The sequence below is a fragment of the Actinokineospora inagensis DSM 44258 genome, from assembly GCF_000482865.1.
GTDB classification, from domain to species: domain Bacteria; phylum Actinomycetota; class Actinomycetes; order Mycobacteriales; family Pseudonocardiaceae; genus Actinokineospora; species Actinokineospora inagensis.
Window position 1 is genome coordinate 145,123 of record NZ_AXWW01000014.1, and the last position, 22,941, is coordinate 168,063.

Here is a 22,941-nt window from a genome sequence, read left to right on the forward strand (position 1 = left end):
CGTCGGGAATGACCGCATTTCGGATGACAGCCGAACGTCGGTCACTAAGGACCGAATGCCGCCGTGAGGGTGAACCGGTCGCCGCGGACAAGAGTGTGCCGCCACTCCATGGGCACCCCGCGCGCGTGGCTGAGACGGTGGATGGAGAGCGCGACCGGGCAGGTGAGCACGGCCCGGTCGGCGGCCGGGAGCTCTATCGCGCGGATGCTCTCGGTGGCGCGGTCGAGGCGGAGGCCGGATTGGTCGAGGACGGCGTAGACACCGGTCGAGGTGAGGTCGGCGGTCAGCAGCGGGCGACCGTGATCGGCCGGTAACCACACCCTGTCGATGGCGAGTGGGTCGTCGCCCGCGAACCGGAGCCGCTCGACGTGCACGAGCGGGGTGGAGCCGTCGAGGCCGAGGTGGTCGGCGATGACGCCGTCGGTCTGGATCTCCAGCCTGCGGACGACGCTGCGCTGCGCGTGGCCCGCGGTGCTGATCGACGTGTGCAGGCTGTAGAGGGTGCCGAGCGGCTGCTCGACGGCCACCCGGACCCGCGGCCTGCGTCCCCGTTCGGCGGTGACCACCCCTTCGGCGCGGAGCCGGAGCAGCGCGCGGCGGATGGTGGTGCGGCTGACCAGGTACTCGTCGACCAGGGCGACCTCGCTGGGGAAGTGCTGGGCGAACTCGCCCGCGCGCATCCGGCGGACCAGGTCGTCCTGCACTCGGCGCCACTTCGGCACGGTCACGCCGTTAAAGGTAGCTACCTTTCGCTCGGTGTGCTTGTACCACGATCGGGGGTCACCTAACGTAAATGTCCCGACATTTGGACGGAGGTGACCCGTGGTTGTGGTGGTCGGCGGGGGCACGGCCGGGATCACGGTGGCGGCCCGGCTGCGCAAGGCCGGGGTCGAGGACATCACCGTCATCGATCCAGCCGGGACGCACCACTACCAGCCACTGTGGACGCTGGTTGGCGGCGGCCGGGCTCCCCTGCACAAGAGTGCGCGGCCGCAGGCGTCGGTGATGCCCAAGGGCGTGAACTGGGTGCGGCGGGCGGCGGCCGGGGTCGAGCCGGAGGCGCACGAGGTCCGGCTCGACGACGGGACCACAATCGGCTACGACCGGCTCGTCGTGTGCCCCGGCATCCAACTCGACTGGCACAAGATCCCGGGCCTGACCGAGTCGCTCAGCGGCCGGGTGTCGAGCAACTACGCCGCCGAACTCGCGCCGAAGACCTGGGAGCTGATCAAGAGCACCCGCCGGGGGACGGCGGTGTTCGCGATGCCCGCCGGGCCGATCAAGTGCGCGGGGGCGCCGCAGAAGATCTGTTATCTCGCGGCTGATTACTGGCGGCGACAAGGCGCGCGGGTGGCCACCCATCTGGTGCTGCCGACGCCGGGCCTGTTCGGGGTCAAGGAGTTCGCGGACGTGCTGGCCGGGGTGGTGCGGCGGTACGGCATCACCACGCACTTCGCCAGCGAGGTCACCGAGGTCCGCGCGGACGCGGTGGTGATCAACGGGCAGACCCTCCCCTGCACCATGGCGCACCTCGTACCGCCGCAAAGCGCGCCGGACTGGATCAAGGCGAGCACGCTGGCGGGTGCGAGCGGTTATGTCGAGGTGGATCGGCACACATTGCGCCATGTGAAGTACCCGGACATCTTCGCGCTCGGCGACGCCGCGGCAACGCCGAACTCCAAAACCGGTGCGGCGATTCGGAAACAGGCGCCGGTGGTTGTCGCCAACCTCCTGGCGTCGATGCGCGGCGAACAACTCACAGCGCGGTACAACGGGTACGCGTCCTGCCCGCTGACCACCGCGAAACGGCGAGTCGTGCTGGCCGAGTTCGACTACGACCTGCGGCCGACTCCGTCGCTGCCGGTCAACACGGCCAAAGAGCGGCTGGACATGTGGTATCTCAAGCGATACGGCTTGCCGTTCTTCTACTGGAACCTGATGCTGCGGGGCCTGGCATGAGCCTCGTCCTCACGCAGTACTACACGAAATGCCTGTCGCAGGCGTCTTATCTTGTCGGAGACAAGTCGACCGGCCGAGCGGTGGTCGTGGACCCGCGGCGGGACATCGCGGACTACCTGAAAGACGCCGAGAACCTGGACCTGCGGATCGAGTGGGTCCTGGAGACCCATGTGCACGCCGATTTCCTGTCCGGGCACCTGGAACTCGCTCAGGCAACTGGCGCGCGAATCGGATACGGGTCCGCCGCAGAGGTTGGCTTCCCGGTCGAACCGTTGGCTGACGGGCGGCGTATCCCGCTCGGCGCGGTCGAACTGGAAGTCCTGCACACCCCCGGGCACACCCCGGAGTCGATTTGTCTGGTGGTGCACACCGACGAGCCGTATGGGGTGCTGACCGGCGACACCCTGTTCCTCGGCGACGTCGGCAGGCCGGACCTGCTGGCCGCGAACGGCTGGACCGCCGTCGAACTGGCCCGAGCGCTCTACCGGTCAACCCGACGACTGCTCGAATTGCCCGATTCCACCAGGGTTTTCCCCGGCCACGGCGCCGGTTCCGCGTGCGGGAAGAACCTGTCGACGGAAACCACCGGAACGATCGGCGGCCAGCGCGAGGCCAACTACGCGCTGGCCGAGATGCCGGAAGACGAGTTCATCGCGGCGGTGTGCGCCGGTCAACCCACTCCCCCGGCGTATTTTGCCTACGCGTCGACCCGAAATCGAGCCGACCGCTCGACTTTCGACGAGCACGCACCTGTTCCAGAACTCTTCGCCGTGAACGGCGCGACCCTGTTGGACACGCGGGATCCGGACGAGTTCGCGGCGGGACACCATCCCGGATCGGTGAACGTCGGCCTGGGTGGGCGTTATGCCGAGATCGCCGGAATGGTCCTGACCGCGAGCGATGACATCGTCCTGGTGTGCGAGCCGGAGAACGCGGTTGAGTCGCGGAATCGGTTGGCGCGCATCGGTTTCGACCGGGTCCTCGGCTATGTCCGACCGGAGACAACAGCAACGGCTCAGCGACTGGACGCTTCCGCACTCGACGGCCGAGTCCTGGTCGACGTGCGCGGTCCCGCTGAAACCACGACCGGAACGATTCCGGGCGCGGCACTGATCCCACTGCCGGAGTTGGTTTCACGGATGGGTGAATTGGACCCGGACGCGCCCACCGCGGTGTTCTGCGCTGGCGGCTACCGGTCGTCCGCGGCGGCGTCGACATTGCGCGCCAACGGTTTTCGGGATGTCGTCGACCTCGTCGGCGGGATCACGTCATGGCTGGACAACGGATTCCCGGTGGTGAGCTGATGTTGGCGGTGGCGTTGACCGCGGGCGCGGTGGTCGGTTTCGCGATGGGCACGCTCGGCGGTGGCGGCGGCGTGCTCCTCGTCCCCGTGTTGATCTACCTGCTGGACATGCCGCCGATGACCGCGGCCACCGTCAGCCTGGTGATCGTGTCACTCACCTCGGTGACGGCCCTCGCCCGGCACGCCCGCGGTGGCGACATCAGTTGGCGCACCGGGTTGCTGTTCTCGGCCGCGGGCGTGCCGGTTTCGGCCGGCGCGGCCATATTGTCGCCCCATTTACCCGCCGCGCTGCTGACCGTCTCGTTCGCGGTCCTGGCCGGCGTCGCGGCCGTCGTGATGCTGGCCAACACGCCCGCCGAGACCACGGTGCCCACCAGGTCGGCCCCCGCCCGAGCAATGAGCGCAGGCGCAGGTCTCGGCGCGGTCACCGGCCTACTCGGCGTCGGCGGCGGCTTCCTCGCCGTCCCCACGTTGGTAACGGCCCTGTCACTGCGCATGCGCGAGGCGATCGGCACCAGTCTGCTCGTGATCGCCGTGAACTCGTTGGCGGCCTTGGGCACCCGCTTGGCAACCGAGCCCACACCGGTCAACTGGTCCGTCATCGGCCCCTTCGCAGCCACCGCCATCCTCGCCGCCTGGGACGGCCGCCGCCTGTCAACACTGCTCTCAGCAGCAACGCTGCGCCGCGGTTTCGGTGTCCTGCTCGCCGTGGTCTCCGCCGGAATGCTGATGGACGTCGCCACTACCTGAGCTGCCCGCACTGCCCCGCCGTGTGCGTCCCGGGCAACCGCCCACAACGGCAAGCGCACAAATCGTTGTACTCAGCTTCACTAACCGGCTTAGCAGGACGCGGCGGGGACTGGATCGCGGACATGGCTGTACTCCCGGGAGAGTGGCTGCTGGCTGTACTGGTGACGTACCACCAACGCGCCGAGTTCACGCAGGTGAACCCAGACCAGCCCCAGCGTTGTCGGTGGGTTGTGGGAGCATGGTCTGGGCGCGGGCATGGCGGCAGAAGTGAATGAGAATCGGTGCTCGCCGGGCTAGACACGCAGGTCAAGAAGGGTCCTCCCCGCGCACGCGGGGCTGTTCCCAGTGGTAGGCAGATCAAAATCGGCGTCGCCACGTCCTCCCCGCGCACGCGGGGCTGTTCCCCCTGCACCCGACCCGCCCGCCACGGCCGCGTCCGTCCTCCCCGCGCACGCGGGGCTGTTCCCGCGTGGCTGGTGTTCCTCGGGGGCGATTACCAGTCCTCCCCGCGCACGCGGGGCTGTTCCCGAAACCTTCCGTGGCACCGGGCTCCTCGCCCGGTCCTCCCCGCACACGCGGGGCTGTTCCCAGATGCAACCGGCTGCACCCCACGAAGGGCGGGTCCTCCCCGCACACGCGGGGCTGTTCCCGGGGTGAGCGCGCCGCGCAGGTAGGGCCGCAGGTCCTCCCCGCACACGCGGGGCTGTTCCCGAGGCCTAGCTGCGACGCCTGTGGGACCCGTCGTCCTCCCCGCACACGCGGGGCTGTTCCGATGTGTCCTCCGGCGGAACCTGGGACAGGTCGGTCCTCCCCGCACACGCGGGGCTGTTCCCTGATGCCCGAGCTGTCCGCCAAGGGGGAGACCGTCCTCCCCGCGCACGCGGGGTGTTCCGGTGAGGCCCGGGACCCGGCGGTCGCCGACCGCGTCCTCCCAGCGCACGCGGGGCTGTTCCGTGCCTGCGAAGCAGCTCACGCGAGAGCACGCAGTCCTCCCCGCACACGCGGGGCTGTTCCCGGTCCCTCGATCGGATGAGCCCGCACCTGTAGTCCCACCGCTCACGCGCCGTATGATTTGACTCTCATGAGTGGCATGATTTACCGCTGCAATGCGTGCGGACGGTGAAAGGAATCAGACATGCGAGCGACTTGTTCGACCTGTGGCGGTACGGTTTGGTGACCGTCCAGCGGACCGGCTTCGGGAGAGGCAAGCAGTTCGACGACGCGGGCTGGATCGGGCGGGGCGAATGAGCGAGGACGAGCGGGACGACGACGATCCGGACGCGTCTGACGTGCCTGATCTGGTGCAGACCATCTGCCCGATGTGTGGTGGCGGTGGCATGATCGCCGACCCCAAGATGGCGGTGATCGGCGGCGTGGCCCGCACGGTCGACAACGGCCGACCTTGCCCATTGTGCAGCACGGAGGGCCACCTGCCTGGCCTCGTCCCACCCGTCTAGCACGTATCCCCGAGACCTCGCAAAGCTGGGCTCGGAGGTCTGGACCCGGCCCTTCTGCCCATGGTTTGAACGGGTCGGTCCAGCGGAGACACTAGTCATCCCCGCGCACGCGGGGCTGTTCCCATGATCGTGGTCTTGCCGCCGCCGGCGGCGTGGTCTTCGCCGCGCATGCGGGGCTGTGTCTGCTATCGGAGTGGTGTCTGGGCGGTGTTGGGTGGCTTTGCGGGGTGGTGGGGATGAAATCCGGCTGGTGACGGTCAGGGGGCACCAGCCGGAGATCGGGTTAGTGGCTGAAGCGGTTGGTTTTGGCGGCGGTGAGGAAGGCAGCGGCTGGGGCGGGGGCGAAGGTCAGGATCGGGGCGGTTGCGCCTGCCTTGCTGTCGCGGATGGCGATCGCGGGGGTGGTGGGGTTGGTGCCGAGTTCGACGCATACGCCGTTGCCGGTTGATCGGCTGGACTTGCGCCAGGTGATGGCGTCTGGATGGGTGCCGAGTTCGATGCATTGGCCGTTGCCGGTGGAGTGGGTGGATTTGCGCCAAGTCCAGGGAGGGGGCATGGGGGTGACTCCTTGCGGGGGATCCGGCTGGTGACAGTCAGGGTGTCACCAGCCGGAGGGTGGGTCAGCCGCTGAAGCGGTTGGCCTTGGCGGCGGTGAAGAACGCCGTGGCCCGAGTCGGGGTGAAGGTCAGGATCGGGCCAGAGGTGCCCGCCTTGCTGTCGCGGATGGCGATGGCCGCGATGGCGGAGTTGGTGCCGACCTCGACGCACTCGCCGTTGCCGATTGACCGGCTCGACTTCCGCCAAGTCCAGTTGGTGCTCATGGTGCTAGGTCCCTTCGGATGGTGTCGATCAGCGTCAGTGACTCGCGTTCAGGCAGCGCCAACCCCAGCAACTGGTCACCGACCGCTCGGTAGTTGTCGATGTCTTCAGTGTCGTCCCGATACCGGCCGCCGGGGATGTCCTCGAGATACACAACACCAGGATCCCTCGGAATGGGGAACTCCAGGCGAGTGAACGGCCCGTGCATCCCGGCATGTGCGCCACTGGCGAAGGGCAACACCCGAATCGTGACACCACCACGATCGGCGAGACCCAGCAGGTGGCCAAGTTGCTCAGCGGTGACTTGGGGGCTGCCGACCTGCTGGTGGAGCACACCCTCGTTGATAACCGCCGTGACCTCAAGGCGGTCTAGAGCCACTTGGCGCTTCATCCGGAGCTCAACCAGTTCTTCTACCTGCACCTCCGAGAGGTCATCGCCGCCCAGGTAGCCGCGAACGGTGGCGGCTGCGTACGCGCGACACTGGAGGAGACCCGTTACAACCAGAGCGTTGTAAGTGAAGATGCGGCTGGCGCCCTGTTCCAGGCCCACGTACATGCTGAAGCCGGGGGCCAGGTCCAGGGAGGGGTCCAGGTCGAAGGTGGAGGGGGCCTCGCGGGCCTGGACGATGAGGTCTTTGAAGCCGTCGATCATCTCGGGGGTGCCGTAGAAGGTGAGGAGGCGTTCGGCTTCGAGGAGGCTGGGGAGGTTTCGGCCGGATTCGAAGTGGCTGATTTTGGCCTTGCTGGTGTCGATCTCGCGGGCCGCGTCGGGTTGGGACTTGGCGGCTTGTTCGCGGAGGCGTTGCAGTTCGAAGCCGATGTACCTCTTGACCACGGTGGGGGTGGTGGATAGGGGCACTGCGGTCCTCTCTTCGGGTGGTCACTCCATTGGCCGACTGGCGGAGTGTAGCGACTCCACCGTAGCCTCTACGTCGGATGATTTCGCGCCAACAGGGTACGACAGGCAGGAGACGCGGTGACCGCCAGGTTGCTCTACAACTACGAGATCACGCCCATCCGGGTGATTGACCCGAGGCCCTACGCGGTGACGGTGGAAACCACCGTCATCCGGGTGCCGGGGATTCCGGATCTGGTGATGGACCAGGCGGACGACAACGTGCGGTGGGTGTCGATCACGCCCGAGGGGGAGATGACCTGCCACGAGACGCTGAGCCGACACGGGTTCGACCACGGCCGGTGGGTGCAGTGGACGTTGGTCATGGCGCTCTACGACGAGGCGCTGGACCCGTCCGGGAACTGCCGGGCGCGGCACGGGTATGACGTCGAGCGGCTGACATCCCACCAGCTCGGCGCGTTGACCGGGTCCGTGCTGGAGGGGTGCCGGGAATGCTCGGCCGCGCCGCCGAATCCGGTGGCGAACGAGGTCGTGCGGGCGGTTGGCGGGCCGGACCTGCCGCTCCGGGGCACGGTGGCGTGGCTGGGCGATCTGACCGGCAACCCCGGGGAACCTGGCGGGTACGACAGCCTGGACCTCGAACACATCGGGGTGCTGTCGGGGCTCGCGCTGAACTGGCGTGCGCGGAAATAGAACCGGCCGACGACGTCCCCTGTGACATCGTCGGCCGGCGGCACTGGTTACTCCCCCAGATAAGCCGAGTGGAGGGTTTCCGGGGAGTTCAGCAGGTCCTGGGCGGAACCCTGGTAGGTCACCTTGCCCGACGACACGACGATGGCGTCCTGCGATACCCCCAGGGCCAGGTGGGTGAACTGCTCGACCAGCAGGATCGCGGCGCCCTCTTCGGCGAAGCGGGTGACCATCGGCAGCAACCGGGTGAACACGACCGGCGCCAAGCCCAGGGACATCTCGTCGATCAGCAGGAACTTGGGGCGGGCGGCGAAAGCCCGCGCCAGCACCACCATCTGCTGCTCACCGCCGCTGAGCAACGCCGTCGGCGAGTTGCGGCGCTTGTCGAGCTCCGGGAACAGCGCGAGGACTTCCTCCACCCGGGGCCACGTGCGCGCGGTCAGCTTCAGGTTCTCCATGACCGTCAGGCCGGGGAACACCGCGCGCCCCTGCTCGATGTGGGCCAGGCCCAGCTTCGCGCGCGCCACCCTGGAGTGCTTGGTGACCTCCGTGTCTCCGATGTGGACAGACCCGGACGCGGCCGGGATCACGCCGGAGATGGCTTCCAGCAACGATGTCTTGCCCGCGCCGTTGGGGCCGACCAAAGCGGTGATGCGACCCGGTTCCAACGAGAAGGCCACATCGCGGATGACGGCGCCCGCGCCACGGGTGACGGTGACGTCCTTGACCTGCAACGCGCTCACAGCAGCTCCGTTTCGCCCATGTACGCCTTGAGGACCTCCGGGTTGGCCAGTACCTCGGCCTGCGGGCCGCTGGCCAGCACCTGGCCGAAGTCGAGCACGGTGATCGTGTCGCACACCGACCGGACCAGGTCCAGGTCGTGCTCGATGAGCAGCACCGACACGCCGAAGCGGGCCGGGACCTGGCGCAGGCGCAGCCCCAGGGCGACGTGCTCCTCGTGCGGGAGACCGGCGGCGGGCTCGTCGAGCAGCAACACCTTGGGCTTGGCCAGCAGGTGGCCGACGACCTCGACCAGGCGGCGGGCACCGACGTCGACCCGGCGCAAGGGCGTACGCGCCGGGGGACAGCCGAAGAACTCCAGCGCCTCGGCGATCTCGTCGGCGCCCAGGCGGCGGCGGGCGACGAAGCGGACGTAGCTGCCCACGGTCAGGCCCGCCGGAACGCGGTCCTGCTGGAAGGTCCGACGCAGGCCTGCGCGGGCCCGCTTGGTCGGCGACTTCCCGTTGAGCGACTGACCGTCCAGCTCGACCACGCCGGTCGCCTGCGGGAGGAAGCCGCTGATGATGTCGACCAGGGTCGACTTGCCCGCGCCGTTCGGGCCGATCACACCGAGCACACCGTTGGACGGCACCGCGATGTCCACATTGGACAACGCTTTGACCTCGCCGAAACTCACGCTCAACCCGCTGACCGTCAGCACCGGCGCGCCCGGGGGCAAGACCTCCAGATCGGCGGGTGGCGCGGCCAGTTCGACACCGGCCGCGCCCTTGGACCGGCGGCGCCAGATCTCCCGGACGGCGGTACCGAGGTTGCCGCCGGTGGTGAGGGCGTGTGTGCCGAGCAGGCCGAAAATCACGAAACCCCAGTCCTGCGGCACCCCCCAGCGCTTGAGCAGCTCCGGGACCGCGACCCAGAGGACCGCGCCGAACACGGCCATGTCGATCATGTGCACGCCGGACATGACCGCGAGCACGTACAGCGCCAGCGACTGCATCGACGAGAAGCTGGCCGGGAACGCCAGCCCGACCTGACCGGTCAGCAGACCACCGGCCACACCGCCGAGTGCCGCGCTGACCGCGAACGCGGTGAGCTTCGACGTGCGCACGCTCGCGCCCGCCGCCGCCGTGCCGCGCTCGGAGAAAGCGACCGCCTGCCAACCACTCCCCCACCGGGTGCGGCGCAGGAAGTGCACCAACAGGCAGCACACGGTCAGCACGATGGTGCCGAGCCAGAAGTAGTTGCGGTCGTCGGAGAACGCGTCCGGGCGCTCGACCGAGATGCCGTCCACCGTGCCCGGGAACTGGATCTGGACCAGGGTGAGGTCCGCGGCAGCGGCCAGACCCAGTGTCACGACGGCCAAGTTGATGCCGCGCAACCGGAGCGCGGGCAGGCCGACCAGGATGCCGACCAGACCCGCCGCGATACCGCCGCAGATCAGCCACACCACGAACCCGCCCGGCGCCCCGGCCTTGTTCAACCCGGAGACCACCCAGGCGCCGACCGCGGCGAAGGTGAGCTGGCACAACGAGATCATGCCCGCCGAGCCGGTCACCACCCCGAGGCCGAGCAGCGCGATCCCGGCGACGATCGCGCTCATCCCGAGGTACACGAAGTACCCGTCGAGCCCGACGCTGAGCGAGTAGCCCACCGCGATCGCCGCGACCGCGACGACCAGCGGGCCACCGAACCGGATCAGCGGACCGGTTTCAGCGCGCGACATCCCACACCTCCTTGCGCTGCGACCACAGCAAGAGCCCGACGATGACGAGGAACGGCAGGAAGTAGCGGACCACCGAGAGGCTGTCCACCTGGGCGACCGCGCCCTGGGCCATGCCCAGCACGAGACCGCCGACCACGGCCAGGTCCAGCCTGCGGAACCCGCCGAGCAGCGCGGCCGCCGAGGCGGGCACCACCAGCATCGACAGCGACGTCGCGTCGTTGGACTGCGACGGCGCCACGATCGTGATGACCAAAGTGGACAGCAGCCCGGTCGCCGCCCAGACCGCGACCGCGAGCGGCTTGGCCGGGATGCCCATCAGCTCCGCGGTGGTCGGGCGCTCGGAGAGCGCCCGCAGCTCCAGGCCGAACGAGGTCTTGGTGAGCAGCGCCCGGCAGCCGAGGGCGATCAGCACCGACAACACCACCGTCACCACGGTGACCTGGCTGACCACCACGCCGTTGACCGAGAACGCGGGCCCCGGCAGCAGCGGGTGGAACGGTTGCGGCTTGTTGCCGAACAGGATGAACGACAGCGAGATCAGCAACAGGAGCACGGCGACGGTGACCGCCGAGCGGGTGCCGATGTCGGCCTCCGCCAGCCAGGTGGAGATGATCCACCCGAGCAGCGCGCTCAGCGCCGAACCGAGCACGATGCCCACCACCGCCGCCGCCCACGTCGGAAGTCCGATGTGGATTGACAGCCAAACCGCCACGTAGCAGCCGAACATCCCGGTCGCCGACTGGCTGAAGTTCACCACTCGCACCAACCGCGACATCAGGGTCAGGCACACGGCCAAGACCGCGTACAGCCCGCCTGCGGCGAGACCCGCCAATGCTCCTTGCAGCATCGAGAAACTCCCTGCCGAGCGTAGGAACCTAGTTCTTCGGGATGCGCAGCCAGTCGGTGGCCGCGAGCTCCCACTTGTTGGTGCCGCTCATCAGCTTGATCGGCCAACCGGCGGTGTTGTCGTGGTGCGTCTGGCCGGTGCCGAAGGTGTACGAGGTACCCACCATCGGGTCGGAGATCGGCTGCATGTCGTGCAGCGCCTTGGTGACCGACTCGCGGTTGATGTCACCCTTGATGCCCTTGATGACCTGCAGGAAGTACTTCGCCGCGAGGTAACCGCCCTGGCTGAACGAGGTCAGCGGGATGTTGTTCTTGGTCATCAGGTCGCGCCACTCCTTGGTCTGCGCGGAGGCGGCGTCGGTGAACGGGTAGAACTCGGCCGGGACGTAGACACCGGCGCCCGCGTTGCTGATCGCCTTGGCGTAGTTCTCGCTGTAGACACTGGTCAGCAGCAGCCAGGTGACGTCGTTCCAGCCCTGCGCGGTGGCGGCCTTGAGCTGACCGATGGAGTCCGGCTCGACCGGGTTCACCGTGATGGCCTTACAACCGGCGGAACGGGCCTTGACGATGTACGAGGTGTAGTCGGAGCCGCCGTAGGGAACCGTGGCGTCCATGTACGCCAGCTTCTTGCCGGTGATCTTGGACCACTCGTCGATCGCGGCCTGGTACGAGGGCAGCGTGTTGCCCGCGATCTCCAGCAGCGCGCAGATCTTGTCGAGCTTGAGGACCTCGGAGCCGTAGAGCAGGGTCAGCGTCATGTCGTGGAACGGACCGACGTTGGCGGGCGAGATGTTGGGGCTGTTGAAGCAGGACGGGTCCACGCCGACACCCTGGATGGACAGGATCTTCTGCTGCTCGTAGTACTTCGAGTTGATCTCGCACTCGATCAGGCTGGACGAGCCGACCAGGGCGACGGCGTTGTCCGCGCCGACGACCTCGCGGGCGGCGGCAGCGGCGGCGGCCGGGTCGCCCTTGTCGTCGAGCGCCTTGTACTGGATCTGCCGACCGTTGACCCCGCCGGAGGCGTTGGCGGCGTCGAAGACCGCCTTGGCGGCGGCCGAGGCCTCCGGGAAGGTCGCCGCGCCGCTGAGCGCGTTCACCGAGCCGACCACGATCGGGCCGCTCCCGCCGCCGCTGCTGCTGTCACTGCCGTTGGCACACCCGGCGGCGACGAGGGTGACCGCGGCGGCCACCGCCACGCATCGCATGATCTTTCTCATAGCGGTCCCTGTCCTGTTTCTTCGGCTGCGGTCGCTTTCGCTCGCAGTGCACGGGATCTTCGAGGTGGAAGGGACCCTACGAGCGGCTGTGCCGACCAGCCTTGACTTTGCGGGCACGCGTGTTGTCTCGCCCCGCACAGGGTGCGACCTGCGTCACTGGGACGGGCCGTTACCAGGGCGGTGGGCTGCTCACCGGGCGATCCGATCATATCGGTCGGATAACAGCGAGGGTAGGTTTTTGAACACGTTCCACGGATTTCCTTGGCGGGCAGCGGAAATCGCGCATCTCGCCAACGGCAAAGGCCGCCCACCGAAGCACCCCGGGGTGCCACGGCGAGCGGCCTCCTGTCGCCCTTTGTTGGGCGACAACGATTTCCGGACTAGTCGATCGCGGCCACGACCGGCGCGGAGTCGACGATCTGCTCGAAGCTGGCCACGGTGTCGCCGTCGAACCGCCAGACGTGCGCGACGCGGGCGGTGAACGACCGGCCGGACACCTTGTTCGTGGCCGCGTACTCGCCGAGGCCGACGACGGTCTGGCCGCCGTCGACCAGCTCGGCGAGGGTGAACGTGTAGCCGTCCCAGTCCCGACCGATGGCCGCGAACACGTTGGCGCGCACCTCGTCCGGCCCGGTGTAGGTGCCCGCGTACGGGAACCCGGCGGCCTCGGTCCAGGTGGTGGTCGCGGTGATCGGGGCGAGCATGCCGTCCAGGTCACCGCGGTCGCTGGCCGCGTAGTGCGCGGCGACGACGTCCACAGTAGACAAAATCGGTCTCCTTCTGCTGGTTGTGCTACACCGGTTGAACGTCTGGGTACTGCACCGAGCCGAGCGGGTAGACGTGCCCGCCCGCGGTCGAGTGCTCCGACACGCCGTCGCCGTTGAGGCCGAGGAAGATGCCGGTCGTGCGCAACGAGGTGCCCAGGTCGTGCAGCCACGCGCTGGCCACCGCGATGCGGAACTCGCGGAAGCAGAACAGGTACAGGCCGTCGGCGAACTTCCAGACCGTGGACAGGTCCATGTCGCCGTGCCCGCGCTGCACGCCCTGCAGGCACTGCCACGCGTACCGCTGCGAGGACACGTAGACGTGCTCGTAGAGGTGGTTCGGGCTGTACCGGTAGAGGTTCCGCCTGCCGATCAGGTCGCGCGACGGGCCGGGCACCTCACCGGTCGCCTCGCCGCCGTCGGTCGTCCCCGCCCAGAACTGCTGCCGCACCCGCGGCTGCCCCTCGACGTCCTCCTGCCCGATCACCGACAGCACGGCGAGCGCCCGGTGCGAGGTGGTCGAGAAGACGATGGTGAGCGCCTCACCCTCGACGCTGGTCAGCGGCAGGTTCACGAAGAGGACGTCCTCGCGCACCGCCACCGCGTCGTACGGATCTTGGACGCCGTTGCAGGTGACCGTCTTCGCGTCCTCGAACCGCAGGTCGAGGACGGGGCCGTCATCGAGCGTGATGACGACCTGACGGCCGGTCAGGTCCGCGCTGGGCAGGCGGTAGGTGGCGATACCGTCGGCGAACTCGTCGTAGGTGCGCCACTCGTCCTCGGCAGGAGTCGACATGACCTCATCGTGCGAGGGTGACCGGGGTTACGAGAAGTGGAGTCGCCCGTCCGAGCACTGGCGGGCAAAAGCTGGTCGCTCGGCGTCAACTCGCGGGTAGCTCGCGGAGCAGGACCCCGTCGAGCTCCCGCATGGCGGGGGAGGGTCCCTCCAGTTCCCGCAGGCGGTCGACCAGGGCGGGCAGGGAACCGGTGCGCAGACAGCGGTCCACCAGGGCGACAGCGTGGTCGCGGACCCGGCCGGAGTCGACCGCCGCGTGGAACTCGCTCGCCAAGGTCTCGCGGGTCGCGGGATCACGCAGGGCGTTCAGACCGAGGACGGCGTCCACCAGCCTGGCCAGGGTCTCCGAGCTGACCGGGCGGCCGGTGGTGCGCTCGTCCCGGTAGCCCACCGACCGGATCCACCAGGAACCCGCGGGCTTGAACAACTCGGGCTCGGTGGCGGCCTGGTAGGCCGTGTCCGACACCAACACCACCACGGTCCCCAGGAGGGAAGCCTCCTCCCGGACCCCGCGGCTGACCGGGGCCGAGATCGGCCTGGTGTCCACGGCCAGGCTGAGCCGGAGCCAGTCGTACCCGGGCCGGTCCAGGTTCAGCTCCCACAGCGCCCTGGCCAACAGCCGTGGCACGACGTTGACCAACACCGCCACGTCGCCGATGGCGGTGTTCGACTCCAGTCTGTCCCCGTCGCTGCGCACCCCGGTGTTGACCCCGGCCTGTTTGAGGGTGCGGAGCAGCAGGTCGCGCAGCAGGTCACGTAGTTCGAGCCTGCGGTGCTCGGTGGTCCGCGCGTGCTGGAGGACCTCGACGACGAGTTCGGCGGCGACGGGATTCGATGAGGTGGCGCGGCGCTCCGCCGTGGCGAGCAACTCCCGGGTCAACCCGATCGCCTCGTGGTCCTCGCCCAGGACGGTGAGTTGGTCGGTGAGCAGTTCGTACGCCGTGGTCTCGGTCTGCTCCAACCGATCAAGGGCGAGATAGGTGGTGGCCAGGGTGAACCGGGTGGTCAGGGTGTCCGGGTGGTGCGAACCGAGCACCCTCGTCAGGTCGCTGACCAACTGCTCCAGCACCGTCACCGCGTCGGCCGGGTGGTCTGCGCCGACCATGACGGTAGCCAGGTTGTGCCTGCACGCCAGGGTCACGGGGTGGTCGGGGCCGAACACCGCCATGGTGTCCACCACCAGTGCGCGGTAGGCGCCCTCGGCGGCGGCGGCGTTGCCGGAGCGGGCCAAGAGGGCGATCAGGACCGCGCGACTGGCGAGGGTGTCCTGGTGGCGGGGGCCGAGTTGGTCGCGGCGGGAACGGTAGACCTCGTCCGCCAGGTCGAACGCCTCGGCGAGCCTGGACTCGTCGTCGAAGGCGACGGCGAGGGCGGCGAGGACGTCGACCAGGTTGGACCGGGCGGTGTCGCCGTCGCGGGTGCGGGGCTCGGTTTCGGCGACGGCGTGGCTGAGGACGCGTTCGGCCTCGGCGAGGTCGGTGTTGTCACCGAGGTGTTCGAAGCGGGTGAACAGGGCGGCGCCGAGGTTGGAGAGGCGGACCACCGCCCGCCCGCCCTCAGCGGACGCGCGGAAGGCGGAGATGGCCAGGTCGAGGCTGTCGAGGTCGCCGGTGAGGTCGTAGTGGGCGCGGTGGACGACGCCGAGGTTGAGCAGGATGGGGCCGCGGTCCGCCTCTTCGCTGAGGTCGAGGGCGCGGCGGTAGCCGTCCATGGCGGCGTCGAGGTCGGTGGGGTCGCTCAGGGCGAAGTACCGGGTCAGGTGGATGTAGGCGAGGCTGGCGTACAGGCCGCACTGGAACTCGGTGCCCTCGGCGAGGGCGACGGCCTCGTGGGCGAGAGCCGCCGCCTCGTCCAACACAGCCGGGTCGCCGCCGTCCTCGTAGCGCTCGACGGCGGACATCGCCTGGTCGTAGCGGCGCTCGATGCCGGGTTCAGTCATGGCGCGCTCCCCGGCGGAACGGTGGGGTGGTGGGCTCGGTGCGGATGCCGTCGACGGTGTTGGCGTTGAGCAGGTTGATGCCCTGGTTCACGGTGATGCGGGCGGTGTGGGTGGCGAGGACCAACTGGTAGTCGGCCGCCAGCGCGCGGTAGACGTCGATCGCGCGGCCGATGTCGGGGACGTCCACGATCAGCGGCGGCAGTTCTTCCATGATCCGGCGGACCTGGGCCTTGCGGACCCCCGCCGGGCCGCTGTCCGCCGCGACCGGCAGGTGGGTGAACGCGAGCGACCGGTGATCCGGGGTCATGGTGAAGCCCTGCGCCAAGCCGGTCCGGCCGCTGCGGACCGCCTCCGCCGCCGGGCCGGTCTGGTCCATCCGCTGGTGCCGTTCGCGGACGAACGCGGCGTGTTCGCGGGTGGTGCCGCTGAAGGGTTTGGCGAGTTCCTCGATGGCGGCCAGGGTGAGCTCGTTGCCGTCGGTCCGCTCGATGATCTCCGCGCGCAGCAGCAGCTTGTTGGTCGGGGTGGCCGCGATGGGGGTCGGTCTGGTGGGGTAGTCCCGGTAGTCGACAACAGTCACACCCTGGCGGCCCGCTGGTAGCGGCCAGGTGCCGTCCCGGTCGTTGAGGGGGCCCGGCTGCATGGGCGCGATGACCTGGCTGCCGCCGTACTGGGCGATGTTCGCCAGCAGCCGCACGTAGTCGCGTGGAGCGTCAGGGATGAACGGCGCCGTTGTGCCTGTCAGCGCCGGTACACACACGATCTCTGCGCCACTGTCGCGTAAGTGGTCCTCTGAGCCGAGGAAGTCCTTGCACACGGCCACACCTACGGTGACGGTTCTACCGCGCAGCGTCAGCTCCACCAGCGCCGGTCCGGAACCAGAGGTGGCGTGTTCGTCGTCCGCGATGCGCCCTTTGGTCACCACGGTCACCGCGCCGTCGTGGACGAGTACGGCGATGTTGCGGTCGACGAGGTCTTCGGTGCAGCCGGTCAAGCTCGCGACAACCGCCGCCTCGTCCTCGTTGCGGACCAGGCCGAGTCCGGCGACCACGGCTCGGCCGCGGGCATAGGTGATCAAGTCGGGAAGGTAGGACAGCGGCACCAGGTACTCGGGGAAGACGGCCAGGTCGACCTCGTGCTCGGTCAGGAACGCCAGCACCTCGCCGACCAGCTTGCCCGCCGCCTGGGCGCAGATCTCCTGCAACTCCTGGTAGACGTCGTTGGCCCGCTCGGCGAAGAGGTAACCGGCGGAGGAGTTCGGCAGCGCGCCCGGGTGCGTGCCGGTCAGCAGCGGCTCGGCCGGGCGCCACAGCCAGTCGCCGGTGCGGGCCCACGGGATTCCGTCGAGCTGCACGACGCCCAGGCGCAGCGACTCAGCCGACATGGCGGGTCAACTCGCCTGCCAGGCGTTCGGCGAAGGGGAACGGGCGGTAGCCGCGGACCGATTCCAGGTGGTCGATGTACGGCTTGGCGGCGTGGACGGCCGAGGAGTACGAGCGGGCCATGGACTGGGCGACCAGCTTGCCGTCCACGTAACCACCTTCGACGGCGATGGCGATCGAGTTCAGCACGGCGAGCATGTGGCTGATCTTGGCGGCGGTGTCCGGGTCCGGTTCGCCGTCGAGCTCGTGGACCAGTCTGCGGCCATCGCGGATCTCCGGGGCCAGGTAGCGCTCCTGCAGCTCGAAGAACGCCTTGAGGCGGTCGGCCTTGGAGGTGCGGCGGAACCCCCACAGCGCCAGGACGACGGCGATCAGTGGCGAGAGCAGGGACACCACAGTCGCGCCGGTCACGGTCCGCCCTTCGCAGCCGATGTGTTCACATGATCGGCTTTGCCCGGTCACGCGTTTCAGCGGGCACGAAACAGGGCGGGCACTCCCCGTTCAGGAGTGCCCGCCCCGGTCGAACCATCCGACTCAGCTCAGGTTGAGCGCGATGTCGTCGAGCACGAAGGACGTCTGCAGCGAGGCGTCCTCGACACCGGTGAACTTCAGGCTGACGGTCTGCCCGGCGTAGCTGGACAGGTCGACCGTGCGCTGGGTGTAGCCCGTGGCCGCGTTGGCGTTGGAGTACGAGGCGACGGTCGCCGAACCCGCGGTGACGGTGAGCTTGTCGTAGACGGTGCTACCGGTCTCCGCCGTGTCGATGTGCAGGTAGTAGGTCAGCGTGGCGCGGCAGCCCGACGGGATCGTGACCGACTGGGCCAGCGAGTCCGTGTGGGTGGCGCCGTAGCCGTTGAGCCACGCCAGGTAGGTGCCGCCGTGCGCGGCCTCGCCCTGGGAGGCGTACTGGCCGATGACGCCGGAGGTCTGGGTCCAGCCGGTGGCGTTGGACTCGAAACCGCCGTTGGTGATCTTCTGGCCGGAGCAGCCACCCGGGGGAACCGTGGTGGTCGTGGTCGGGCCGGTCGGCGAGGTGGTGGTGGTCGGCGTGGTCGTGGTGGTGGTGCCACCACCGGTGCAGGTGGGCTCACCCGACTGCGCCGGGACGCTCACCGCGGTCCACGCGGCCTTGACGGTGTTGAACTCGGTGCAGCTGTTCGGGTACAGGTTCTTGGCCGCCTGCAGCGTCCAGACCCGGTACTTGAGGTAGGAGCTGGCCGAGGTCTTCAGCAGCATCGCGTTGTACATGATCTTGATTGCGGTCTGGATGCCCAGGCCGGTCACGCTGCTGCTGTTGCAGGTGGTGCTGGTCGGCTGGCCGTCGGTCGGGTTGGTGCCCTCGGCGAGCAGGTAGAACCAGTGGTTGCCGGGGCCCGCGGAGGCGTGCACCTCACCGCTGGGGACGCTGCTGGAATAGCAGTTCGGGTTGTTGCTGATCGCCGACGGGTTGTACATGTTGCGGATCGGGCCGGAGCCGACCAGGTTGACCTCTTCGCCGACCAGGTAGTCCGGCGGGTCGTACTGCGAGGACTCGTTCGCGAAGGCCTCGGTGGAGGCACCGAAGGTGTCCGCGACGAACTCCTGGGTACCGGACTGCGAGATGCCGCCCGGGGTGTGGTCGTCGATGCCGTGGCCCATCTCGTGGCCGACGACGTCGAGCGAGCCGATCCAGCCGTTCGCGGTGTTGTGGCCGACCTGCACCTGGGTGCCGTCGTAGAAGGCGTTCTCGTCGTTCAGGCCGACCTTGATCGGCCACGCGCCGCCGTTGCCGTCCATGCCGTTGCGGCCCAGCCACTGCTGCAGCATCTTCTTCTCGGTCTGCGCGGTGAACAGGGCGTCGACGCAGCCGGTTTCCTTGCTGGTGGCGTTCCCGTTGCCCCAGGAGTCCGAGGACTTGCTGAACACCTGGCCGGTGCTCAGGTCCTGGCAGGACAGGTTGGTGATGCTCGGGTCGGTCATCGTGTAGGTGGAACCCGAGTGCGAGGTGTCGATGGTCACCGGGCCGCTGTAGGCCGAGTTGCCCGAGCCCTTCGCCACGTGCTCCTGGGTGCGCAGCACCTTGCCGTCGAGCGCGTCGACGTACACGCTGAGCCTGCTGATCTCGTTGTCGGTGCTGACCCCGTCAACGGTGGACTCCCAGGCCAGCCGCGGCGTGCCCAGCGAGACGACGACGAGGCGGCTGGCCTCGGTCGACTTCACCGCCTTGAGCTGCTTGCCCGCGGTCGCCTCGGCCTGCGCCTTGGTCACCTTGGCGGTGGTGGCGACACCCGAGATGGTCTGCTCCTGGGCGACCGAGGTGTACTGCACCGCGCCCGCGTTGTTCGTGGCGACGACGAAGTCACCACCGATGACCGGCAGGCCCTTGTAGGTGCGGTCGTAGGACACGTACTGCGTGTTCGGGGTCGAGTAGACCTGGCGCTGCACGAACGTGTCGTCCGCGGAGGCGTGCAGGGCCGCGGGGCGGCTGTCGACCAGGGCGGCGACCGCGTGCACGGCGTTCTGCTGGGCGAGCGCCTCGTTCTGGGCGGCGGCGGCCTGCGGGGTCGACGTCGCCGCGACGGCGCTGCCGATCACCACCAGACCGGACACCATCGCCCCGCCGACGGCGAGCAGACGATGACTGGGCTTCATGGGGTATGGCTCCTTTCCCGCCTCGCGGTCGCCGCGAGCGGAAAATGCAGGGAAATGCGCAGGGTGTGCCACAACGCCCGCGACCGGTTGGACTCGGTTCTGCGGTGGTCCCTCGCGGCTTCCCCGAGTTCGACCGTTGTCGTTGGCGGCGAACAGACGTTAACTCCGCCGCACTTAACGGGGTACTTCTAGATATTCACACAAGACAAGTGTTAACACGTCAATTCGGGCAACTTGCCGCAGAAAGAACGGGCAGGAAGTCCGTTTCCTCCCATTGGCCCGGGAATCGGGGCAGGCGAGGGTGGTGGCGAAAAAGTGCCACAGCCGCTTTGTGGCGTCCAGCGGACCGGACCTGGAACGATCACGTGGAGTTCAACCTGCCGCCCACTGGGACAATCGGCGCAAGCGGTGCGAACTGGGCCGTTCGTGGTTTCGCCAACTACCCACGGTGATCGGCGTCGAGTCCCGGTCGCCGAACGCGCCAACCCGCCGGTCGGTACGAGCATTCCGGTTCGGGAATGCAGGCGCAATGGTCTCAACCAATTTAGGAATACGCCCGCATCGGGACGGGCGCCGGCCCGCACCCATTCAGCGGCGTTGGATAACGGCAACCGGCCCCCTGGTGGGCAATTGACCGTGACCCGCCAAGCTGGGGAGGGGGCGGGGGGAATCGGTTCAGTACGGTTTGAGAGTGAACGGGGGACCGGGCTGCCGGCGGGTCTCCCGCTGGTCATCTGTGCCACCGACCCGCGCACCGGGCGGCTCGCCTTCGTCCGAGCAGGCCGAGCCGGTGCTCAGCCGCCCGACTCGACGGCCCGGCTTCAGGGATCGGCCGGCGCACCCCGACAACCAACAAGCGTTGACGACCCGGGTCGAGGTCACTTGACAGCGAGCCGAACCTCCGCGTAGTCACCGCCGACGGGCAGATCCGCTGGCTACGCGGCATGGTGCACATCGAGCTGGCCTCCGACGGCTGCGCGGGGTGCTGGTCAACCGTCACCACCCGGCCTCTCGGCGAGCACCTCAGCGCCGATCGTTGCGCGTACGCCCGCGCTGAGGACAACGAGGGCCGCTTCGTCATGAGCGGCGACCACGCCACCGGTCTGCCGTCGCCGACCGCCGGTGAGTCGGTGGCCGATTGGGTGAGCACAGACGTCGTGACAGGGAGGAACCTGGACTTGACGGGGCTTCGGCTCTGCGGGAGTCGCCACCCAGCACGGGCACGGGCGTCTGCCGTTGATCTGTCCAAGGTGGACTAGCCGAACAGCTCGGGAGACGTTGCTGCTGAAAGTCACAGGAGTGGCGCCGCTGGCCGTGGCGGTGGCGAGCGCCCCTGCGCCGATCCCGGCGATCTCGACAGGAAGGACGCACTGCCCGTCCGCGCGACTCGGTATCCTGTACGGCATGCGGTATCACTCTCGAACAGTGCCGATCGTGGTGGACGGCTTCCAACCACGCGCGGTGCCCGAGCTGGAAACACTGACCGCAGGCGGTGTCGTGTTGTCCGGGCTCGGCGGCGTAGGCAAAACCCAGACAGCCGCCGAGTACGCCGATCGACTGTGGCGGGCCGGTAAGGTTGATCTGCTGGGGTGGGTGGCCGCGTCCAGCCGGTCGAACCTGATCGCCGGATTGGCCGAACTGGGCGGCGTGATCACCGGGACTCCGGTGACGGATGCGGAACGCGGCGCCGAACAGTTCCTCAACTGGTGCGCCACCACAGACCGGGCCTGGTTGGTGGTGTTCGACGACCTTGCCGATCCGGCGGATCTGTCTGAACTGTGGCCGCACACGGGCAGTCGTGGACGACTGGTGGTCACTACCCGGCGTTACGAACCCGCGCTCCGGGCGGCGACACGGCAACTGGTGGCCGTAGGGACATTCACCGAGACGCAGTCGGTCAACTACCTGGGGCCAGATGAGAGCGCGGCGGAACTGGCTGCGCTGCTGGGGCACCTGCCGCTCGCGTTGAACCACGCGTCGGCTTACATCGCCATGGTGCCGGGGATGACCTGCCGGCGGTATGTCGAGAAGTGGACGACCACGCCCGACCCGGTGTCGAAGACCTGGTTGTTCTCGATCGAAGCCGCTGACGACCTGGAGCCGGAGGGGTTGGCCCGGCCCATGCTGGCAGTGTTGTCGTTGCTTGATCCCAATGGGGTCCCGCTGGAGGTGCTTCAGGCAGAACCCGTGCAGGGCTACCTGTCTGCTGGGAGTGGTCAGAAGGTAGACGCGGACACCATCGCCGAGGCACTGGGGTGCCTGCGGCGGTTCAGCCTGATCGACGCGGACCACTCGACGGTGCGAGTGCACGCCTTGGTCCAGCAGGCGACACGAGAGCAACTGTCCGAGGAACGGCTGAGTGTCATAGCGAACGTAGCCTCCGTCGCGCTATTGAACAGTTGGCCGAGCATTGAGCAGGATACCGATTTCGTTCGGACATTGCGCGCCAATACGGCAGCCCTAACCGAGCATGCAATATCACACCTATGGCGTCCCGATTCCTATCTGTTGTTAATCCGAATGGGGTCCAGCCTGGGCGAATCTGGCCAGCCCCACGCCGCACTCAGCTACTTCGAGACCCTACTCGCCTCAGCCAGCCAGTGTATCGGCACCGAGCACGCTTACAGCCAAGTCTGCCGCAACCATCTGGCTCATTGGCGAGAAATGACCGGACATCTCGACCATGGGATGGCCGGATTGCTCTGCGAAGTATTCAACCTCGTCGCCCCCTACGACCACAACGATCTGTCCCACTCGAGGGAAGGGAAAGCAGAGTCAACTGCAGCCGCACTAGTCTGCGCCGAACTGGTCGACAAGCGGCTCCGCACCTTCGGTCATGACGACCCCCTGACTCTCATCAGCCGCCACTGCCTCGCCCGCTGGCAAGGCGCGGCAGGAGACCTAGTCGGAGCCATCCAGACCTTGACCGAGCTCCTCGACGACCAACTCAACCTCCTCGGCCCCGAGAACCCCCTCACCCTCGCGACCCGCCTGAACTTGGCCCACTGGCAGGGAGAATCAGGTAACCGGACCGCAGCGGCACACACCTACGCCACACTCATTGGCAA

General features: G+C 68.3%; 22 protein-coding genes, 1 pseudogene and 1 CRISPR repeat array. Of the genes and pseudogenes, 7 read left to right on the plus strand and 16 right to left on the minus strand.

The window, feature by feature from the left end; translation table 11 throughout:
- Positions 1-44: 44 nt before the first annotated feature.
- Complete coding sequence (locus H504_RS33410) at positions 45-728, minus strand: GntR family transcriptional regulator (RefSeq protein WP_051385510.1); 684 nt, start codon at positions 726-728, stop codon at positions 45-47.
- Between the two features lie 94 nt (positions 729-822).
- Between H504_RS33410 and H504_RS0105345 the strand changes: the two genes are divergently transcribed.
- The 4 genes from H504_RS0105345 (at position 823) to H504_RS33415 (ending at position 5,469) form a co-directional block, all read left to right on the plus strand.
- Positions 823-1,959, plus strand: coding sequence for an NAD(P)/FAD-dependent oxidoreductase (locus tag H504_RS0105345; RefSeq protein WP_026421933.1), 1,137 nt, complete (start codon positions 823-825; stop codon positions 1,957-1,959).
- Positions 1,956-3,263 carry an MBL fold metallo-hydrolase gene (locus H504_RS0105350; RefSeq protein WP_026421934.1) on the plus strand — a complete coding sequence of 436 codons (1,308 nt, stop codon included), beginning with the start codon at positions 1,956-1,958 and terminating at the stop codon, positions 3,261-3,263. Before H504_RS0105345 ends, H504_RS0105350 begins: the two co-directional genes overlap by 4 nt.
- Positions 3,230-4,012 carry a sulfite exporter TauE/SafE family protein gene (locus tag H504_RS0105355; protein ID WP_084467399.1) on the plus strand — a complete coding sequence of 261 codons (783 nt, stop codon included), beginning with the start codon at positions 3,230-3,232 and terminating at the stop codon, positions 4,010-4,012. Before H504_RS0105350 ends, H504_RS0105355 begins: the two co-directional genes overlap by 34 nt.
- A gap of 315 nt (positions 4,013-4,327) precedes the next feature.
- Positions 4,328-4,845: a CRISPR direct-repeat array (repeat unit 28 nt; unit sequence GTCCTCCCCGCACACGCGGGGCTGTTCC).
- A 411-nt stretch (positions 4,846-5,256) separates the two neighbouring features.
- Positions 5,257-5,469, plus strand: coding sequence for a hypothetical protein (locus H504_RS33415; protein ID WP_035303324.1), 213 nt, complete (start codon positions 5,257-5,259; stop codon positions 5,467-5,469).
- Positions 5,470-5,752: 283 nt separating this feature from the next.
- On the opposite strand, the gene H504_RS0105370 is transcribed toward H504_RS33415, so the two are convergent.
- The 3 genes from H504_RS0105370 to H504_RS33420 all read right to left on the minus strand — a co-directional run bounded on the left by H504_RS0105370 (position 5,753) and on the right by H504_RS33420 (position 7,123).
- A complete protein-coding gene (locus tag H504_RS0105370) occupies positions 5,753-6,025 on the minus strand; it encodes a DUF397 domain-containing protein (protein WP_026421935.1) in 273 nt (90 codons plus the stop codon).
- A gap of 64 nt (positions 6,026-6,089) precedes the next feature.
- Positions 6,090-6,290 carry a DUF397 domain-containing protein gene (locus H504_RS0105375; protein WP_026421936.1) on the minus strand — a complete coding sequence of 67 codons (201 nt, stop codon included), beginning with the start codon at positions 6,288-6,290 and terminating at the stop codon, positions 6,090-6,092.
- On the minus strand, positions 6,287-7,123 hold the full coding sequence (locus H504_RS33420) for a helix-turn-helix domain-containing protein (protein WP_169735328.1): 837 nt from the start codon (positions 7,121-7,123) through the stop codon (positions 6,287-6,289). Before H504_RS33420 ends, H504_RS0105375 begins: the two co-directional genes overlap by 4 nt.
- Positions 7,124-7,264: 141 nt before the next feature.
- On the opposite strand from H504_RS33420, the gene H504_RS0105385 reads away from it, so the two are divergent.
- A complete protein-coding gene (locus H504_RS0105385; RefSeq protein WP_026421937.1) occupies positions 7,265-7,837 on the plus strand; it encodes a hypothetical protein in 573 nt (190 codons plus the stop codon).
- Positions 7,838-7,884: 47 nt separating this feature from the next.
- Here H504_RS0105385 and H504_RS0105390 read toward each other — a convergent pair whose 3' ends face one another.
- The 10 genes from H504_RS0105390 to H504_RS0105435 all read right to left on the minus strand — a co-directional run bounded on the left by H504_RS0105390 (position 7,885) and on the right by H504_RS0105435 (position 19,873).
- A complete protein-coding gene (locus H504_RS0105390) occupies positions 7,885-8,577 on the minus strand; it encodes an ABC transporter ATP-binding protein (protein ID WP_026421938.1) in 693 nt (230 codons plus the stop codon).
- Positions 8,574-10,295 (minus strand): branched-chain amino acid ABC transporter ATP-binding protein/permease, encoded by a 1,722-nt coding sequence (locus H504_RS0105395; RefSeq protein WP_051385512.1) that lies wholly within the window; start codon positions 10,293-10,295, stop codon positions 8,574-8,576. The genes H504_RS0105390 and H504_RS0105395 overlap by 4 nt, the downstream gene beginning before the upstream one ends.
- Positions 10,282-11,142, minus strand: a complete 861-nt coding sequence (locus H504_RS0105400; protein ID WP_026421940.1) for a branched-chain amino acid ABC transporter permease — start codon at positions 11,140-11,142, stop codon at positions 10,282-10,284. The genes H504_RS0105395 and H504_RS0105400 overlap by 14 nt, the downstream gene beginning before the upstream one ends.
- A 28-nt stretch (positions 11,143-11,170) precedes the next feature.
- Positions 11,171-12,361: an ABC transporter substrate-binding protein gene (locus tag H504_RS0105405; protein WP_026421941.1), complete on the minus strand. Its 1,191-nt coding sequence runs from the start codon at positions 12,359-12,361 to the stop codon at positions 11,171-11,173.
- A 380-nt stretch (positions 12,362-12,741) separates the two neighbouring features.
- Complete coding sequence (locus H504_RS0105410; RefSeq protein ID WP_026421942.1) at positions 12,742-13,128, minus strand: nuclear transport factor 2 family protein; 387 nt, start codon at positions 13,126-13,128, stop codon at positions 12,742-12,744.
- Between the two features lie 25 nt (positions 13,129-13,153).
- Positions 13,154-13,921, minus strand: coding sequence for a MoaF C-terminal domain-containing protein (locus H504_RS0105415; protein ID WP_026421943.1), 768 nt, complete (start codon positions 13,919-13,921; stop codon positions 13,154-13,156).
- An 85-nt stretch (positions 13,922-14,006) separates the two neighbouring features.
- On the minus strand, positions 14,007-15,860 hold the full coding sequence (locus tag H504_RS0105420; RefSeq protein WP_026421944.1) for a tetratricopeptide repeat protein: 1,854 nt from the start codon (positions 15,858-15,860) through the stop codon (positions 14,007-14,009).
- A complete protein-coding gene (locus tag H504_RS0105425) occupies positions 15,853-17,244 on the minus strand; it encodes a hypothetical protein (protein ID WP_026421945.1) in 1,392 nt (463 codons plus the stop codon). The genes H504_RS0105420 and H504_RS0105425 overlap by 8 nt, the downstream gene beginning before the upstream one ends.
- Positions 17,234-17,653, minus strand: a complete 420-nt coding sequence (locus tag H504_RS0105430) for a DUF4760 domain-containing protein (RefSeq protein WP_026421946.1) — start codon at positions 17,651-17,653, stop codon at positions 17,234-17,236. The genes H504_RS0105425 and H504_RS0105430 overlap by 11 nt, the downstream gene beginning before the upstream one ends.
- 123 nt (positions 17,654-17,776) lie before the next feature.
- Positions 17,777-19,873, minus strand: coding sequence for a M4 family metallopeptidase (locus tag H504_RS0105435; protein ID WP_026421947.1), 2,097 nt, complete (start codon positions 19,871-19,873; stop codon positions 17,777-17,779).
- Positions 19,874-20,817: 944 nt separating this feature from the next.
- On the opposite strand from H504_RS0105435, the gene H504_RS0105440 reads away from it, so the two are divergent.
- Positions 20,818-21,132 (plus strand): hypothetical protein, encoded by a 315-nt coding sequence (locus tag H504_RS0105440; RefSeq protein WP_026421948.1) that lies wholly within the window; start codon positions 20,818-20,820, stop codon positions 21,130-21,132.
- 723 nt (positions 21,133-21,855) lie between these two features.
- Here H504_RS0105440 and H504_RS40855 read toward each other — a convergent pair.
- Positions 21,856-21,996, minus strand: coding sequence for a hypothetical protein (locus H504_RS40855; protein ID WP_157440228.1), 141 nt, complete (start codon positions 21,994-21,996; stop codon positions 21,856-21,858).
- Between H504_RS40855 and H504_RS44165 the strand changes: the two are divergent.
- Positions 21,995-22,168, plus strand: a pseudogene (locus H504_RS44165) (hypothetical protein); the annotation flags it as partial. The gene H504_RS40855 and the pseudogene H504_RS44165 overlap by 2 nt on opposite strands.
- 294 nt (positions 22,169-22,462) lie before the next feature.
- Here H504_RS44165 and H504_RS40860 read toward each other — a convergent pair.
- Complete coding sequence (locus tag H504_RS40860; protein ID WP_157440229.1) at positions 22,463-22,627, minus strand: hypothetical protein; 165 nt, start codon at positions 22,625-22,627, stop codon at positions 22,463-22,465.
- Positions 22,628-22,941 lie beyond the last annotated feature (314 nt).